12 protein-coding genes are annotated in these 16,381 nt (G+C 37.2%); 10 read left to right on the top strand and 2 right to left on the bottom strand.

The window, feature by feature from the left end; translation table 11 throughout:
* Positions 1 to 3 precede the first annotated feature (3 nt).
* Positions 4 to 141: a hypothetical protein gene (locus tag IPJ80_07725; GenBank protein ID MBK7913376.1), complete on the bottom strand. Its 138-nt coding sequence runs from the start codon at positions 139 to 141 to the stop codon at positions 4 to 6.
* A 163-nt stretch (positions 142 to 304) separates the two neighbouring features.
* Here IPJ80_07725 and IPJ80_07730 point away from each other — a divergent pair, with 163 nt between their 5' ends.
* The 5 genes from IPJ80_07730 (at position 305) to IPJ80_07750 (ending at position 9,654) form a co-directional block, all read left to right on the top strand.
* Positions 305 to 3,376: a DUF2723 domain-containing protein gene (locus tag IPJ80_07730; protein ID MBK7913377.1), complete on the top strand. Its 3,072-nt coding sequence runs from the start codon at positions 305 to 307 to the stop codon at positions 3,374 to 3,376.
* A gap of 8 nt (positions 3,377 to 3,384) precedes the next feature.
* Positions 3,385 to 3,816 carry a ribose 5-phosphate isomerase B gene (gene rpiB / locus IPJ80_07735; GenBank protein ID MBK7913378.1) on the top strand — a complete coding sequence of 144 codons (432 nt, stop codon included), beginning with the start codon at positions 3,385 to 3,387 and terminating at the stop codon, positions 3,814 to 3,816.
* The gene (locus tag IPJ80_07740) at positions 3,813 to 5,402 is read left to right on the top strand and encodes a M28 family peptidase (protein ID MBK7913379.1); all 1,590 of its coding nucleotides are present in this window, start codon (positions 3,813 to 3,815) and stop codon (positions 5,400 to 5,402) included. The genes rpiB and IPJ80_07740 overlap by 4 nt, the downstream gene beginning before the upstream one ends.
* 1,462 nt (positions 5,403 to 6,864) lie before the next feature.
* Positions 6,865 to 7,587, top strand: coding sequence for a hypothetical protein (locus IPJ80_07745; protein MBK7913380.1), 723 nt, complete (start codon positions 6,865 to 6,867; stop codon positions 7,585 to 7,587).
* Between the two features lie 39 nt (positions 7,588 to 7,626).
* Complete coding sequence (locus IPJ80_07750; GenBank protein MBK7913381.1) at positions 7,627 to 9,654, top strand: oligopeptide transporter, OPT family; 2,028 nt, start codon at positions 7,627 to 7,629, stop codon at positions 9,652 to 9,654.
* Positions 9,655 to 10,403: 749 nt separating this feature from the next.
* Here the strand turns inward: IPJ80_07750 and IPJ80_07755 are convergent.
* Positions 10,404 to 11,405: a GSCFA domain-containing protein gene (locus IPJ80_07755; protein MBK7913382.1), complete on the bottom strand. Its 1,002-nt coding sequence runs from the start codon at positions 11,403 to 11,405 to the stop codon at positions 10,404 to 10,406.
* Between the two features lie 163 nt (positions 11,406 to 11,568).
* Between IPJ80_07755 and IPJ80_07760 the strand changes: the two genes are divergently transcribed.
* The 5 genes from IPJ80_07760 (at position 11,569) to IPJ80_07780 (ending at position 16,358) form a co-directional block, all read left to right on the top strand.
* On the top strand, positions 11,569 to 12,849 hold the full coding sequence (locus IPJ80_07760; GenBank protein ID MBK7913383.1) for a hypothetical protein: 1,281 nt from the start codon (positions 11,569 to 11,571) through the stop codon (positions 12,847 to 12,849).
* Positions 12,846 to 13,925 carry a trypsin-like peptidase domain-containing protein gene (locus tag IPJ80_07765; GenBank protein MBK7913384.1) on the top strand — a complete coding sequence of 360 codons (1,080 nt, stop codon included), beginning with the start codon at positions 12,846 to 12,848 and terminating at the stop codon, positions 13,923 to 13,925. The genes IPJ80_07760 and IPJ80_07765 overlap by 4 nt, the downstream gene beginning before the upstream one ends.
* 102 nt (positions 13,926 to 14,027) lie before the next feature.
* Complete coding sequence (locus IPJ80_07770) at positions 14,028 to 15,095, top strand: PorP/SprF family type IX secretion system membrane protein (protein ID MBK7913385.1); 1,068 nt, start codon at positions 14,028 to 14,030, stop codon at positions 15,093 to 15,095.
* Between the two features lie 225 nt (positions 15,096 to 15,320).
* Complete coding sequence (locus IPJ80_07775) at positions 15,321 to 15,752, top strand: polymer-forming cytoskeletal protein (GenBank protein ID MBK7913386.1); 432 nt, start codon at positions 15,321 to 15,323, stop codon at positions 15,750 to 15,752.
* Between the two features lie 225 nt (positions 15,753 to 15,977).
* The gene (locus IPJ80_07780; GenBank protein ID MBK7913387.1) at positions 15,978 to 16,358 is read left to right on the top strand and encodes a hypothetical protein; all 381 of its coding nucleotides are present in this window, start codon (positions 15,978 to 15,980) and stop codon (positions 16,356 to 16,358) included.
* Positions 16,359 to 16,381: the final 23 nt, after the last annotated feature.

Below are 16,381 nucleotides of genomic sequence, written 5' to 3' on the forward strand. Positions count from 1 at the left end.
GTTTTATTTTATTTCTTCGTAATCTGAATAAGTATCTTTTGGTTTCTTTGGATCTTTGGGTTGGATGATAATGGTCTTATCTTTTAAGAACAGAATGTACAAGGCATAAATTGCCAGTCCAAAGACAATAATTCGAATCATAAACATCGATTAAAGCAATAAAGATAAAGCTTTCATACAAATTCGAGCCCTGCGTGCGTTATGCCTAATTAGCAGCAGCCTGATTTATGCAGGAATTTCATACTTTTACAGGAATTATTTTTATTATATATAAAATATATATTTATAAATCATTGATTTTAAGATGAATAATAAGTTTAACAAAACCAACATCGTTGGATGGCTCGTTTTTTTTCTCGTTTTTATAGTGTACTATTTTTCTGTAGAACGAAGTGGCAGCTTGTGGGATTGCGGAGAATTTGTTCTCGGCGCACATAAACTTCAGGTAGTTCACCCACCGGGTGCACCTTTATTTATTATAATCGGTAGAATGTTTGCCTGGATTGCAGAAATATTTTCTGATAATCCAGCCTACATTGCATTTGCTGTAAACCTGATGTCAGCTATGTGTTCATCTTTGGCAGCCATGTTTGTTTGTTGGATTACCATGATGTTTGGCCGGGTCGCTCTATTTGGAAGAGATTACAACAATGAAAACAACGAATCCTGGGCAGTTTTGGGGGCCGGTTTAGTAGCAGGCCTTTCAACAGGTTATATTTCCACCACCTGGTTTTCAGCTGTCGAAGGAGAAGTATATTCCATGTCTACAATGTTTACGACCATGACCATGTGGGCAGCCATGAAATGGTATTACCTGGAAGACAATCCAAAAAATGATAAGTGGTTGATATTTGCTGTATTTGCAGTCGGACTCTCAACAGGGGTGCATTTGTTATCCTTACTGGCCTTCCCCACCATTGCAATTTTGTACTACTACAAGAGATTTCAAAAACACAGCTGGCTGGGAATGTTTGCAGCTGCTTTTGTAGGGATTATTGCCATCTTCCTGTTTCAGATGATAATCATCACCGGAATTCCCAATTTGTGGAGTTTTTATGAAAAATTATGCGTCAATTCTTTTGGATTGCCCTTTCATTCCGGATTGATTCCAACCATCATTACAATTGTACTGGCTGCTTATTATCTTTTGCGCTATTTTAAGAATAAAGGAAATGATTTAATGCACAAAGTGGTCTTCACATTGGTGCTTTTATCGATATCCTATTCAACGGTTGGTGTTGTTATTATTCGTGCCAATGCAAAAACACCCGTTAATATGAATGATCCGTATGATGTGATGCGATTAATTCCATATCTCAATCGCGAACAATACGGAGATCGCAGTTTGTTAAAAGGTCCTACGTTTGATGCAAAACCAATTGATACCAAGGCAGAAGACCGCTGGGGACGGGTTGGCAATAAATATAAAGTAGTAGACCAAAAATATGACTATGAGTTTCGCGAAAAAGATAAAATTTTATTTCCGCGGATTAGCCACAGCGACCAGGGTCGTCCTACCTTATATCGCATGTGGATGGAATATTTACAAGGTTCCAAAACAGGTGCACCCACTATGGCTTTTAATCTGAAGTTTATGTTCAGTTATCAGTTTGGCTGGATGTATTGGCGTTATTTTTTATGGAATTTTGTTGGAAGACAAAATGGCGAACAAGGATTTTATCCGTGGATCAATAAAGATGGAAATTGGTATTCAGGTGTTAATGCAGTTGATAACAACCGCTTATACAATCAAGCACAACTTCCTAGGGTAATCCGGGAAGATCCATCTCGCAATAGTTACTATTTTCTTCCACTGATATTGGGAATTTTAGGGGTCATCTTTCATTTCAAAAGAGATCGGAATGATTTCATGGCATTACTGAGTTTCTTTATATTAACTGGTATTGCTTTGTGCGTATTCAATAATTCGCCTCCTAACGAACCCAGAGAAAGAGACTATGTTTTGGAAGGTTCCTTTTTAACCTTTTGCATTTGGATTGGAATGGGAGTTTTATTTCTAACCAATTTATTGACTGAACGACTTAAATTAAGTGCTTCCGTTTCAGGGATTGGTGCATCAGCATTTGGATTGTTGATTCCGCTGGTATTGGTCACACAAAATTTTAATGATCATAGCCGGATGAAAAGCACTGCTGCCCGGGATTATGCATCTAATATTCTCGAATCATGTCAACCCAATGCGATTTTGTTTACCTACGGAGATAATGATACCTATCCTGTCTGGTATGCACAAGAAGTAGAAGGAATCCGAAGGGATGTGCGTGTAATCAATTTAAGTTTGATTGCAGTGGATTGGTATATCGAAAATCAGCGCAGAAAATTTAATGAATCCCCTTTGGTGAAAATGTCTATTCCGCAGGAAAAACTTCGGGGAAGTTTAAGGAATCAGGTATTTTATTACAACCCGGAAAATCCGGATGGTTCCGGTACAGATAGATCTTGGTCAGCTTCTGAATTTTTAAAATTTATTGGGGAAGATCATACGATCGAATCAGGAAATGGCCGCAAGTTTGAAACACACATGCCAACCCGTAATGTTTACATCAGCATCGATCGTGAAAAGGCAATCGCGGCCGGATTGGCTTCAGCCAATGATACCAATTTTGTCGATAAAATTCCTGTGAGTTTAAATTCAACCTATATTACAAAAGATGATATTGCAGTATTGGATATCATCAATTCAAATATTTACGATCGCCCTATTTATTTTTCAGTTACTTGTAATGGAGAAAAATTAATGGGATTGGATGATTACACGAATTTAGAAGGAATGGCTTTAAGGGTGGTTCCGGTAAGAACGAAAAGTGATCCAAGTTTATACATTTATGGTGCTGGAAAAGCAGATCTTGATAGAAGTTATGATGTGATCATGAATAAATTCCGTTGGGGTAATTTTGACAAAGAGCAACAATTTGTTGATCACAGTTATGCTCCAAGTATTCAAGCCATGCGCATGATTATGATGCGCACTGCGGTCAGTTTGCAAGAAATGGGTGACACTGCAAGAGCTGCTAAAATGGCAAATAAATATTTTGAAGCATTTCCTAATATGAATTTTCAGTACGATGTGCGGATTATGCCGTTTATTCAAGTATTGATTGAAGCCGGAGATCACGAGTCTGCAAAAAAACAACTGCGCATCCTTGCAACAGAAACAGTGGATATGCTTAATTTTTATGAATCACTAACAAAAGAAGATTTAGAAAAAGGCTTTTCACAAGATCGAAGTTTGTCTTTATCTGCTGTCAGGGAAATCATAGATCGTGCTAAAATGCTACAGGATGATGCATTCTTAAAAGAAATGGAAACATTGCTCAATAAATACAATGCGGCTAATCCGAATGCTCCAAACTAAGAACGAATATGAAGGTATCTGTTGGAAGTGACCACGCCGGATTTGAATGCAAACAAGCCGTCATTGCATTTTTGGAATTGAAAGGAATCTTAGTAACCGATCACGGTTGTTATTCTACAGACTCTGTAGATTATCCTGATTTTGTGCATCCGGTTGGAAATGATATCGATCTGGAGCAAGCAGATTTTGGGATTGTTTTATGTGGCAGTGGCAACGGGGTAGCCATGACAGTCAATAAGCACAAAGCAGTGCGATGTGCCTTGTGCTGGAATGAAGAAATTGCACAGTTGGCCCGGGCGCATAATAATGCAAATGTTTTAAGCATTCCGGCACGATATGTTACTTTAGAAATTGCATGTAACATGGTAGGTGTATTTATTGACACAGCTTTTGAAAGTGGAAGGCATCAGCGAAGAATTGATAAAATTAATCTTCCATGAAATTGTTTTTAAAATCTGTGTTTTGTTTGTTTCTGGTAACAGGAAATGCACAAAAGGATTTTATCAGTGCAGTCGTAATTCCGGATTCTACCTTAGCGGTATCTGCAGATTCAGCCTATCAATATGCACAAAACATTAAAACAGAAAATTTAAAAGAAATTATTGAATACCTCGCTTCAGATTCTTGTGAAGGGAGAGAATTGGGATCTGCCGGCATAGATCGTGCCGCCCATTTTATTTCTGCTCATTTTGCTAAAAACAATATTGAAAAACACGGGGACGCGAATTCCTATTTTCAAAAAGTTGGATTTAAATGGATTTATTGGGATAAGTTGCATTTTAAAATTAATGGAGTTCCCTATAAACAATTCTGGGATTATCTGGTGATTCCGGCAATCAATGATGACATGGAATGGAATGCCAATGAAATCGCTTTTGTTGGTTATGGGATTGATCATAAAAATTACAATGATTATAAAAACATCGATGTAAAAAATAAAGCCGTTTTATTTTTTAAAGGAGAACCAAAAAATAAGGAGGGTAACTACATACTAAATGGGACAAAAACTCCTTCAGAATGGTCAAGTGATTTGGATATGAAGGTGGATGCTGCACGAAAGCATGGCGCAAAACTGGTTTTGGTGATTGAAGATAAATTTAAGGAATATGTAGATGCACATCGCGCTGAAGTCGTTTCCCCGGATGTAATTCTAGATACCAGTGAAACCATGCAAATACATGGAATCAATCAAATTGTACTTTCAACTACCACTGCTGCTATGTTAATGGGAGGGAGCTTTAAGAAAATTTTAAAAGCAAAAGATAAAATAAACAGAAGTGGAAAGCCTAACGCTTTTTTAATTAAAGCAAAAATCGATATTTTACAAAAGAAATCAGTTCGTGCAGTTAAGGGTCAAAATATGATTGCATTTATTGAGGGAACTGATCGAAAAGATGAAATTATCAGCTTGACAGCTCATTACGATCACATCGGGATGCGTGGCAAGGAAGTTTTCAATGGTGCAGATGATAATGCAAGTGGAACTTCTGCTGTTATGGAAATTGCGGCAACTTTACAAAAATTGAAGAGTGAAGGAAAAGGTCCAAGCCGGTCTGTATTGTGTATGTTGGTTACCGGTGAGGAAAAGGGTTTGTTGGGTTCGCTTTATTACGTAAACAATCCACTGTTTCCACTGAGTGAAACCAAAGCAGAAATCAATGTTGATATGATCGGAAGAATTGATCCAAAATATGGTACGGACGAAAATTATATCTATGTCATTGGTTCTGATCGGATCAATCCAGTATTGCACGAACTAAATGTCAGCGTCAACCAAACCTATTCTCAATTAAAGTTGGATCATACATTTAATAGTGAGACAGATCCGAATCGTTTTTATTACAGATCGGATCATTACAATTTTGCAGAGAAAGGCATCCCGTCTATTTTCTTTTTTAGTGGAGTCCATGACGATTATCATCGGGTCACAGATGATGCTTTTAAAATCAATTACAACAAAACAACAAAAATTGCCCGCCACATTTTTTTGCTTACCTGGGCATTGGCAAATGGGAACAAGATTTAATTTTTTATTGAAGCACATAGGTAAATAGGGACATAGAGTAAAATAGATTTAGAATTCTATGTTTTCCCTTTTGTTATCTATATTCCTATTTGGTTTAGATTCCAATTTTATTTTGGATATTAAGTTGGAATTTAGAAAACAAGCGTGGCAAATAACAGGAGGATCTTTTTTTGATAGTCACGTAACAAAAGCTAAATCAATCTTGTCTGAAAGTGCTTGTAATTAATGAATAGCTTTTATTCGTCTTGTTTTCTTTTTTAAAATCAAATTCAGAATTTTAACCACATTTAAATCCAATACACTAAAATCAGGATCCGAATAAGTTCGGAATATAATTTTGAATTTCATAAATATTTTTAGTTTATACAGAATTAAATTTGCCAAAAACTTGAAATATTTTATGAGAAATAATTAAAAAGTTAAAAATCTATTTAAATATTCTGCTTCTTAGTCAATTCCAAAGATTCCATTTATATTTAGCCTTAGAAAAACCATTTTTTAACAAACTTATACGAAAATGAGCCAACAAACTGGACACCCCAGAGGATTATACCTTCTATTTTTTACTGAAATGTGGGAGCGTTTCAGCTACTATGGAATGCGTGCCATTCTGGTACTTTTTCTTACCAAACAACTGCTGATGGATAAATCCTTTTCATCAGGGATTTATGGTAGTTATACAGGACTAGTTTACCTAACTCCAATCATTGGAGGATACTTTGCAGATCGTTATTGGGGAAACCGGAAATCAATCATCATTGGTGGTTTAATCATGGCCGCCGGGCAGTTTATGTTATTTGCCAGTGGACAATTTGACAGCAGTTTTATTATGTATTTGGGTCTTGGATTGATGGTATTTGGAAACGGATTTTTTAAACCCAATATTTCCACCATGGTAGGCCAGTTATATCCGGACAACGATCGCAGGTTGGATTCAGCTTATACTATTTTTTATATGGGAGTTAATCTGGGTGCATTTTTAGCACCCTTGCTCTGTGGTTGGTTAGGAGAAAACATTGCCTTTAAATGGGGATTCTTGGCAGCCGGTATCGGTATGTTATTAAGTGTTGCCTCCTTTCAATGGTTAAAAAATCGCTTCCTTCTTTCACCAACCGGTGAACAAATTGGTGTTGAACCGAATAAGAATAGAATCAAGGAAGGGGACTCAGCTGGCAATTCAAATTTTGACAATAAACAACTGGCTGCCATTACAGCGGGTTCACTTATATTATTTGTTATATTTTATAAATTGATTGGCTTTGATGTATTTGGTGCTGCAATTTTTGCATTTGCCATAAGCATTCCAGCAACCATCATATTGGATCCTTCCTTAAATCCAATAGAAAAAGATCGGATTTGGGTCATTTTTATTTCAGCCTTTTTTGTAATCTTTTTTTGGGCGGCATTCGAACAAGCAGGAGCTTCCCTTACCTTTTTTGCTGACGAGCAAACCGATCGAATAATGAATTTATTCATACCCTGGTGGGTCATAGTCATTGTCTTAGGTGGCTTGATTTATTATTTTGGTAAATTCCTGGCCTGGTTTTTTGAGCATTCTCCCAAATCAGCTATCTATTATGGTTTAGGATCAGCAGGGTTATTAACGGCATTGCATTTTGGTGGCTTTTTGAATGATTTCAGCATGACCGAAATGCCAGCAAGCTGGTTTCAAAGTTACAATGCGGCATTTGTAGTAATTTTTGCACCTGTGCTTTCAGCCATCTGGTTAAAATTGGATGACAAGCAACCGGCATCACTGACCAAACAGGCCATGGGACTTGGGTTATTGGCATTGGGTTATTTATACATTTCCTTTGGTGTAAATGGAGTGGAAGGCACTGCAAAAGTGAGTATGATCTGGTTGACTGGTTTGTATTTTATCCATACCATTGGAGAGCTTTGTTTATCACCAATCGGATTATCCATGGTCAATAAATTAGCACCGGCTCGTTTAGCATCCCTTCTGATGGGTGTTTGGTTTTTAGCAAATGCTACTGCAAATAAATTTGCAGGCATGTTATCTGCTTTATATCCAGAAACAGGAAAACCCAGTTCGTTTTTAGGATATGCAATGGCCAATACCTATGACTTCTTCTTGTTGTTTGTAGTAATGTCAGGGATCGCTTCCATCGTGATGTTCTTACTCTCAAAAAAATTACAAACCTGGATGCATGGCATTCGATAAAAATTCAAATTAACATTCAAACAAAACAATTCGAATTATATGGAAGGTTCACCACACAAAGAGTTTAAACCGTATATCTCTCCGGAGATTACAAACATTGCAGAGTTTTCAATAAAAGCAATTTTACTTGGAATCTTTTTTGGAATTCTGTTTGGAGCTGCAACCGTTTATCTAGCTTTAAAAGCAGGATTGACTGTATCGGCCTCAATTCCTATTGCTGTATTAGCCATTTCATTGGGAAGACGTTTTTTTAAAACGACCATTCTTGAAAATAATATTATTCAAACTACAGGTTCTGCCGGGGAATCCATTGCAGCAGGTGTGGTATTTACACTGCCCGGATTTTTGTTTCTTTCAGCTGAAAGTGATGGAATCAGCTCATTCAATTATTGGACGATTTTTACATTAGCTGTATTGGGGGGTATTCTCGGTACGCTCATGATGATTCCTTTAAGACGCTCTCTGATAGTTAAAGAACATGGAAGTCTTCCTTATCCGGAAGGAACTGCCTGTGCCAGTGTATTGGTAGCCGGTGAAAAAGGCGGTGATTTTGCAAGAACGGCGTTTATGGGATTGGGAATATCCATCCTGTATGCCATGTTGCAGAAAGTTTTACACCTGATAGCCGAAGTACCTACTTATGTAACTGGATTGACAAATAAATACTGGCCTGCAGGTAGGATTCATGGTGAAATCACACCAGAATATCTAGGGGTTGGTTACATCATCGGACCTAAAATTTCTGGCGTATTGGTTGCCGGTGGTGTTTTGAGTTCTTTTGTTCTCATTCCTTTATTGGCTACACTCGTTCCTGGGGATATTATCTATCAACAAGTGCTCAAATTAGGATTTAACCCAGTCCGATTTGGTTGGGATGAAGCCAGCCACACGTTTACGAATTCTGCGGAGGCTATCTATCGGGTATATATTAGACAAATCGGTGCCGGTGCAGTTGCAGCGGGCGGTTTTATCACCTTGATTAAAACGATCCCTACCATTGTGAGTTCTTTTAAAGATTCTATGGGTGCTGTAAAAGAAGGAGCAGGTTCAAGTGTCCTACGTACTGAAAAAGATCTCAATATTAAAGTGGTTTTGTTTGGTAGTTTAGGTTTGATTCTAATGGTGGCATTGCTTCCAATAATTCCAGGTCAGGGTTTTGTTTCTAAATTACTGGTTGGCTTATTGGTCGTCATATTTGGAGCATTTTTCGTCACCGTATCTTCCAGAATTGTTGGAATTATTGGTTCATCAAACAATCCGATTTCTGGGATGACCATTGCAACAATTATGGCAACCTGTCTCGTGTTTATCGGTGTCGGCTGGAGTGGAAAAATATACGAACCCATGGCATTGGTGGTAGGTGGTATGATCTGTATTGCTGCAGCCAATGCAGGAGCTACATCCCAGGATTTAAAAACAGGATATATCATTGGGGCAACTCCAAGGTATCAACAATTGGCTTTGTTTATAGGAGCAGTCTTTTCTTCGATCGTCATCGGATGGACAGTTAAATTATTGGACACCCCAGATTCAACCATGATTTCTCAAGGCATTCAACATGCAATTGGAGAAAAATACAATGCACCTCAAGCCACATTGATGGCTACTTTGATCAAAGGAATTTTATCTTTTAATCTCGATTGGCAATTTGTAATTGCTGGTGTTTTTCTCGCAATTGTTATGGAGTTATGTGGTATTAAAGCGCTGTCATTTGCTGTGGGAGCTTATTTGCCTTTGGCTACTACCTTGCCCATTTTCATTGGTGGTGCAGTCAAGGGTGTCGTAGATTGGTACAACAAGAAAAAGAATCAGGAATCTGAGGACGACGAATTGGGCAAAGGCTCCTTGTTTGCAACCGGTCTGGTTGCCGGAGGCGCATTGGCAGGCGTCATCGTCGCTTTACTTAATGTAAATGAAGGTTTTGCCGCAAAAATAAATTCGATTTCTTTAGAGCATAGTTTGACAGGCGCATTGGGCGAAGGAGGTTATCAAATTCTTGGGGTTGTATTTTTTGCTGCACTGGCATTTATTTTATATCGTACCGCTGTGCAAACAAAAACCGAATAATGCACCACTAAATAATTTAGCAAGGAATTTTAATCACAATTCCGGCTTAAACTAATGAAGTCCACAGTTAATCTTAATTGATTTTCTGTGGACTTTGTGTAAGAAGACAAATGCAAAAATGAATTTGAAAATTCCTGATTGGATAGAGTTCAAATCAATCTAATGATGAACCAGAACTTATTTTTTAAAACCAATAATATTAAACTAAACTCGAACCCCCAACCCATTGAAAGAGGCTTTGCATTATCCTCCACTGAATGACTATGTATGAAAATGTTTTTTGTAAAAAAAAATTTTACTCGCAACACAAATTAAAGCCCTTTCAGGGGACGAAGAGAAGTTGGGGGGGGGGGGGGGGGGGGGAAAAGAGTAGAAATGAAATTTGTAAAAAAAATTTTGTTCGCAACACAAATTAAAAGCCCCTTTCAAGGGGTTTGGGGTTCAGACCCTCATGAAAGAAAAGGAAATTCCATTTGGGTTTGGGGTTCAAATCAAGATGAAAGAAAATTAAAAAAGGTTTTTGGGGGGGGGGGGGGGGGGGGGGGGGGGGGGGGGGGGGTAGGGGGGTGGGGTTCTCTCATGAAAGAAAAGGAAATTCCATTTGAGTTTGGGGGTTCAAAGCAACATGATAAGAAATGTACACTCCATTTGGTTTAGGGTTCAGATAGACTTGAATGAAGTTTATTCTAATTTTAAATTTATATTTTAATTGGCATTTATGTGCATCCTATCAATATGATTAATTTTTTTTAATCCCTTTTAAATTTCGGCCACTCATTTTTTATTTCTACATAGAGCTGCTCCAGATTTTTTTGATACTTTGTATAAGCATCTGAAGCTTCATGGAGCACCCGGTGACCGGAAAGTTGGTTCCATCTTCTGATTTTTTCAACCAACACCCTGGTTGCCGGTTTAAAATACGCTTGTTCAAAATAATTGAAAAGGTAATCTACTGCCAAAGAATTGGGATGCACTAAATCTTCTTTTACATAACGATAATCCCTTAAGTCATCCATAAAAATTTCATAGGTTGGAATGTATTCACAAAATTCAAATTGATTGCATAATTGTTCGCATGCCAGCAATAACCTGGATTTGCTGCGTTGATTTTGAATAAATCCATCTTTTAAATAACGCACCGGACTTACACTTAAAAGAATTTTAAGAGACGGATTAATGGCATTTAATTTTACAATAGTTTGACTTAAGTTCGTTAGGATTTCTTCATAAGATGCGAGTTCTTTGGTAAATTGATCGGAAGGAATCTTATGACAATTGGCAACAACCTGTTGATTGGATTTTAAACGAAAAAAATAAGACGAACCTAAAGTGATGACCAGAAACTGACAATGCTTTAATGCATTGTAAGCTTCACCTGCGTTTGCATTCAATTGATCTAGTAATTGTGTTTTATCCGGCATTGAATACGAGCCATGATGATCCATGCAATGATAAAGCCCATCCTGGAATTGTAAAGCAGATTCTGTATAAGGAATTTGCAGCAACAATTTTTGGAATTGCAATGAGATACTCAATGGATTATACACTATGCCAAAAGGATGTCTGATGACTTGAAATTGCAAAGCTTCCAAACGATCGGCTAACTCACTGGCAAAGCAACTACCACAACTGTAAATTAAGTCGCCGTGTTGCATCTGTAACAGACTCTCAAATGGCGGAAAGCTGGTTTTAGTGTACATACGAGTGACAAAAGTAAATGCTCCTTGCAAGAAATTTACAGAGAGTTTCACTGTCCATACACATGACACCAATTTTTATCAGTAAATGGGCTATAAAGGGATTGGAGCTGGTTTTAGGAATTCTAATGACTATTCAAGGTTTATTCCAAATAAAATAAGATGGATTAGTACCTTTGAGCCGCTTAAAAATTCTATGGGTTTCTGGGATAAAATTTTGTCAAGACAACAGACCACTGTACCTGAAATTTCTTTCGGTCGGTTTTCAGATGCTTACAAATCAAAAGAACAATATGCAGATTGGGATGCCAGCTTAAAGTTATTTGAGGAACAAAACTGTAAAGAAGCGATTAAACATCTTTTGCAGTATTTAAAAAACCAGTCAGGAGACAATTTAATAATTGAACAAGAGGGCAAATTCATATTATATCAGGGATCAAAGCAAATCAATTGTACATACGATGATCGGATTTTTAAAGCAGTTTGCCTGGTAGCCCATTGTAAAGAACTCAATGTAGGATTTTTACGAAAAGCAGTGGAATATAATTATCGATTAAACTATGCCCGGTTTGCTTTGGATTCAGAAAATAATTTATGCTTAATTTTTGATAGTTTGCTTGCAGATGCGTCTCCTTATAAATTGTATTATGGATTGAAAGAATTGGCATTACAGGCAGATAAAGACGATGATATTTTGCTGGATGAATTTGAATATTTGGAACCCATTCAGAATCATCATATAAAAACGTTGAGTCCGGAAATTATTGCAATTAAAATTCAATTCATCCGTGCTCAGATCCAAAAAGTATTTGAACCAAATGTATTGGGAACTCTTAATCCAAGGCGATTTCAAGGGGCCTTGACCTATGTCTATTTAGCTGTAGTTTATGATCTGGATTATTTAGTAAAACCAGAGGGCAAACTGATGGATATTTTAGGTTCCATGCACATTCGTTATTTTGAAACGGCTCCGGAAAATACTGAATTAAAAGTATCTATTCTTGAAACGGGATTGAAAGAAATCCTTGAGATGAAAGATGAAGATCTGGCAAAGGAATTGTACGAAGTGATCGCCAGTTTTGGAATTACCAGTCCGGTAAAACAACCAACAATTGCTCAATTTATAGATGCCGAACTTCAAGCCATAAAATGGTATGAAGAAAACAAACACGAAGGAATTTGTCTTGCAATTTGTAATTACATTGCAGGATATTGTTTGTATAATTTCGCAATGCCTGAACCGGTTCGAAGTTTATTCCATCTTTATTTTCAAATTTCATTTGATTCTTATTTTAAGTCACTCGGATTTCCAATGAACTATTGGAAAAATGAACGTACCCTAAATTTTAATGAAATCAATGATGAAATAGAAACCATTCTGGATAAATTTCAGAATGCATTTTCAGATGAATTACCTAAAGCAAAGTTTAAGGATTCAACACCCAATCTATTTCTAAAAGAATTTTTGGTATTTATTAAAGACCTGCCCCTTACATGAGAGAACTGATCGAACAATATAAAGGAGTGGTTATACAAATTGCGACTCCATTTTCAATTGGAACCGGATTTTACCTAAAGGATTATGATTTAATAATTACCAACGAACATGTGGTCCGAAACAACAAAGATGTGGTTGTTGAAGGCAAAGGCGTTCAACGTGTGTTGAGTTCCGTCCGATATTTAGATCCAAAATTTGATTTAGCCTTTGTACAAGGTCCAAAACCGAATCCATGGATGAGTGTTAAATTACACGATCAAGAGGATTTTAGAGAAGGAGATCCTGTGATTGCTGTTGGACATCCATTTGGCTTAAAATATACCGCTACCCAGGGTATTATTTCAAATTCCAGCCACCAGCAAGATGATTTATATTATATCCAGCACGATGCTGCATTAAATCCAGGTAACAGTGGGGGACCTTTGGTTAATGATGCCGGTGAAATATTGGGAGTTAATACCTTTATTATTCAAAATGGCCAGAGCATCGGATTCTCATTGCCTGCCAGATATCTTAAACAAGCCCTGGATGAATTTAAAGCAGGTGGAGATAAATCCGGAGTCCGGTGTATTTCATGTGCCAACATTGTATTTGAACCCAATCCTGAAAAAAAATATTGCCCTTTTTGTGGTTCGAAAATTCAGATGATCTCACAAATTGAAGATTATCAACCAAAAGGGATAAAATTAGAGATAGAAGATGCATTGAAAGCACTTAACTACGATGTAAACTTAACTCGAAGAGGCCCCTATAATTGGGAAATCAACCACGGTTCTGCAAAAATTTTGCTCTCGTATCATGAAGATACCGGAATGATTGCAGGAGATGCTTATATTTGTTCGCTGCCTAAGGAAAATATTAAGGAAATTTACGTGTACCTCTTGCAGCAGAATAGTCAGTTAGAGGGTCTATGTTTTAGTATTCAGAATCAGGACATCATACTTTCATTGCAAATTTTTGATCACTCGTTCAAACCTGAATTAGGGAGTCAGATTTTTCAGTATTTATTTGAAAAAGCCAATGCTTATGATGATTTACTGATAAAGAATTTTGGGGCTATTACTCGTGTGGATTAAGCGATTAAACATTGTTTTTTTTAATATTTGTTAAATTTTAAGCAAATGGGAATATTATTTGAGGGAAAGGTCATAAATTTATGCACTTATAAAGTAGTAGGCATGAAGCGTTTAGCTATTCTTTTCTCAATCGTTTTGAGCTGGGGAATCCAGGCACAAGACATTCATTTTTCTCAGTTTTATATGTCGCCAACCAATTTAAATCCTGCTTTAACGGGGGTTATGAATTGTAAGATGCGCTTTGTTGCAAATTACCGGAACCAGTGGGCTCCAGTAATTGGATTTGCAAATTCCTTCAACACCTATAATATGTCATTCGATCAAAAAATTCCAGTGGGTCGTTATGATTATTTTGGATTTGGAGGCACATTTTGGGGTGATAAAGCGGGTTCATTGGATTTCAGTACCCTTCAATTTAAACTTTCTGGTTCCTATAGTAAGCGGATGTCAGGTTCTAGAACCTCCTCCAATTATTTGGTTTTTGGTGCCGAAGCTGGCCTAAATCAGCGAGGCGTTAAATTCCACAATGCTATTTGGGGTACACAGATAACTTCAAATGGTGTTGATCCAAATGGTCAAAAAGATCCGGCAGTTTTTGATCCGAGCTTTTTATTTGCAGATGTTTCTGTAGGTGCATTGTGGTTTTCCGTATTAGACAAATACAATAACTTTTATATTGGTGGTGCCTATAGCCATTTAAATGAACCATTGCAAAACAACATTACTGATATTCCCAACAACGGATATGTACCGGCTCCTTTATATTCAAAATTAACCATTCACGGAGGTGGTGTTTTCAGATTGAATCGCCGCAATGCGATCGTTCCAGGTCTGGTAGCCTTTTTTCAGGGACCCTCATTTGAATTAAATGGAGGTACCAGTTTCCGCTTTGGATCTGGCAACAGCCGTACCAATGAAGCAACCTTCCAATTAGGGCTTTGGTCACGTCTGGCCAATAAATACAAAACCGACAATTCATCAGGAATTCATATGGATGCACTCATTCTGTCATCCCGCTTTGATTATAGCAAGTATGGTTTCGGACTGAGCTACGATATCAATACGTCCTCGTTGAAGAAAGCCAATGCTGGAAATAATTCGTTCGAATTGTCTTTTATTTACAATATCTGCGGACCAGAACGCCGTGGAATCTATTGTCCGAATTTCTAGAAAAGGATCTAGCCTAACAAATTAAAGCAATTTGCTTTGATCTAATTTCATCTTGTAATAATGAACCATCGCAAGATGGCAGTATTTCATTAACTATAGACTATAGACTATAGACTATAGACTATAGACTATAGACTATAGACTTGCCGTCTTGCAGACTCCACCATTTTTCCGTTCATTTATTTAATTAAATCGTATTTTTGTTACCCACCAAAAACAATGGATATGTTTGGGAGTAAAAACACTTCGAATGAAGCAAATAAATCATCAGTAGGCCCCTTGCCCCAAGGAGCTTTAAACAGTCTGGTCGTAGGGACCCAGGTCGAAGGGACTATTACGGCAGAAAGTGATATTCGAATTGATGGATTTTTGAAGGGAATTTTAGTTTGTAAAGGGAAAGTCATCATTGGACCGAAAGGAAGTATTGAAGGAGAAATTAAAGCTCAGAATGCAACCATTGAAGGTCGGTTTAAGGGAATTGTACAAATTGAAGATTTACTTCAAGTTAAAGAGACCGCTATCGTAGATGGAGAAATTAATACGGATAAATTGGCAGTCAGCCCCGGAGCCAAATTTAATGTGACCAGTAAAATGGGATCTACCTCTTCAAAAATCAATCCGATGCCGCAGGTAAAACCGGATATGATTAAAATGTAAGCCTTCCAACCAAATGGCTAAATATGACCTGAAGAGTAATAAGATCCTTAAATATTCGGGTCTTGCCACACAATTGTTTGTTTCAATGGGACTTGCAGCCTGGTTTGGTAGCTTTCTCGACCGGAAACTGCAATTGGAAAAGCCCATTTTAACAGCTTTGTGTAGTATGTTTATGTTAATCGCTTTTATGGTTTGGTTGAATTATGACCTTAAAAGGATGGACAAATGAGTGTCTTAAAGTTTTATTCATTTTTGGTGCTTACCGCCTTAGCCTGTCTGTTAATTAGTTTGTATGCACCCAAAACGGAGGTTTCGGACTTAGTTACAAATGCCAGCCTGGGAATCATTGGTTTTTTTGTTTTTTTTACCAGCCTGATTTTTCAAATATCAGAACGGGCTGTGCGTTCTACGAATCCTTTTTTATTCACCCGGGTATTTATGGTAAGCATCAGCCTGAAAATAATGTTTCTCTCCATGTTGGTCATTATTTTAGTTAAAGTACTGGGTATCAAACCCCGTGAATTGGTCTTGCCTCTCATTTCCTCATACCTTTTGTTTACCATTTTGGAGACCTGGGTACTAATGAAAATGGCTAAAATGAAATAATTAATCATTATTTTAATATATAA

The organism is Saprospiraceae bacterium (assembly GCA_016714025.1).
Taxonomy (GTDB): domain Bacteria; phylum Bacteroidota; class Bacteroidia; order Chitinophagales; family Saprospiraceae; genus Vicinibacter.

Bases quoted from the DNA above. Each gene is read 5' to 3' on its own strand.
- IPJ80_07730 (MBK7913377.1), top strand. From the start codon at position 305: ATGAATAATAAGTTTAACAAAACCAACATCGTTGGATGGCTCGTTTTT.
- IPJ80_07740 (MBK7913379.1), top strand. From the start codon at position 3,813: ATGAAATTGTTTTTAAAATCTGTGTTTTGTTTGTTTCTGGTAACAGGA.
- IPJ80_07725 (MBK7913376.1), bottom strand. From the start codon at position 141: ATGATTCGAATTATTGTCTTTGGACTGGCAATTTATGCCTTGTACATT.
- IPJ80_07780 (MBK7913387.1), top strand. From the start codon at position 15,978: ATGAGTGTCTTAAAGTTTTATTCATTTTTGGTGCTTACCGCCTTAGCC.
- IPJ80_07745 (MBK7913380.1), top strand. From the start codon at position 6,865: ATGAATTTATTCATACCCTGGTGGGTCATAGTCATTGTCTTAGGTGGC.
- IPJ80_07770 (MBK7913385.1), top strand. From the start codon at position 14,028: ATGAAGCGTTTAGCTATTCTTTTCTCAATCGTTTTGAGCTGGGGAATC.
- IPJ80_07775 (MBK7913386.1), top strand. From the start codon at position 15,321: ATGTTTGGGAGTAAAAACACTTCGAATGAAGCAAATAAATCATCAGTA.
- IPJ80_07750 (MBK7913381.1), top strand. From the start codon at position 7,627: ATGGAAGGTTCACCACACAAAGAGTTTAAACCGTATATCTCTCCGGAG.
- IPJ80_07765 (MBK7913384.1), top strand. From the start codon at position 12,846: ATGAGAGAACTGATCGAACAATATAAAGGAGTGGTTATACAAATTGCG.
- rpiB (MBK7913378.1), top strand. From the start codon at position 3,385: ATGAAGGTATCTGTTGGAAGTGACCACGCCGGATTTGAATGCAAACAA.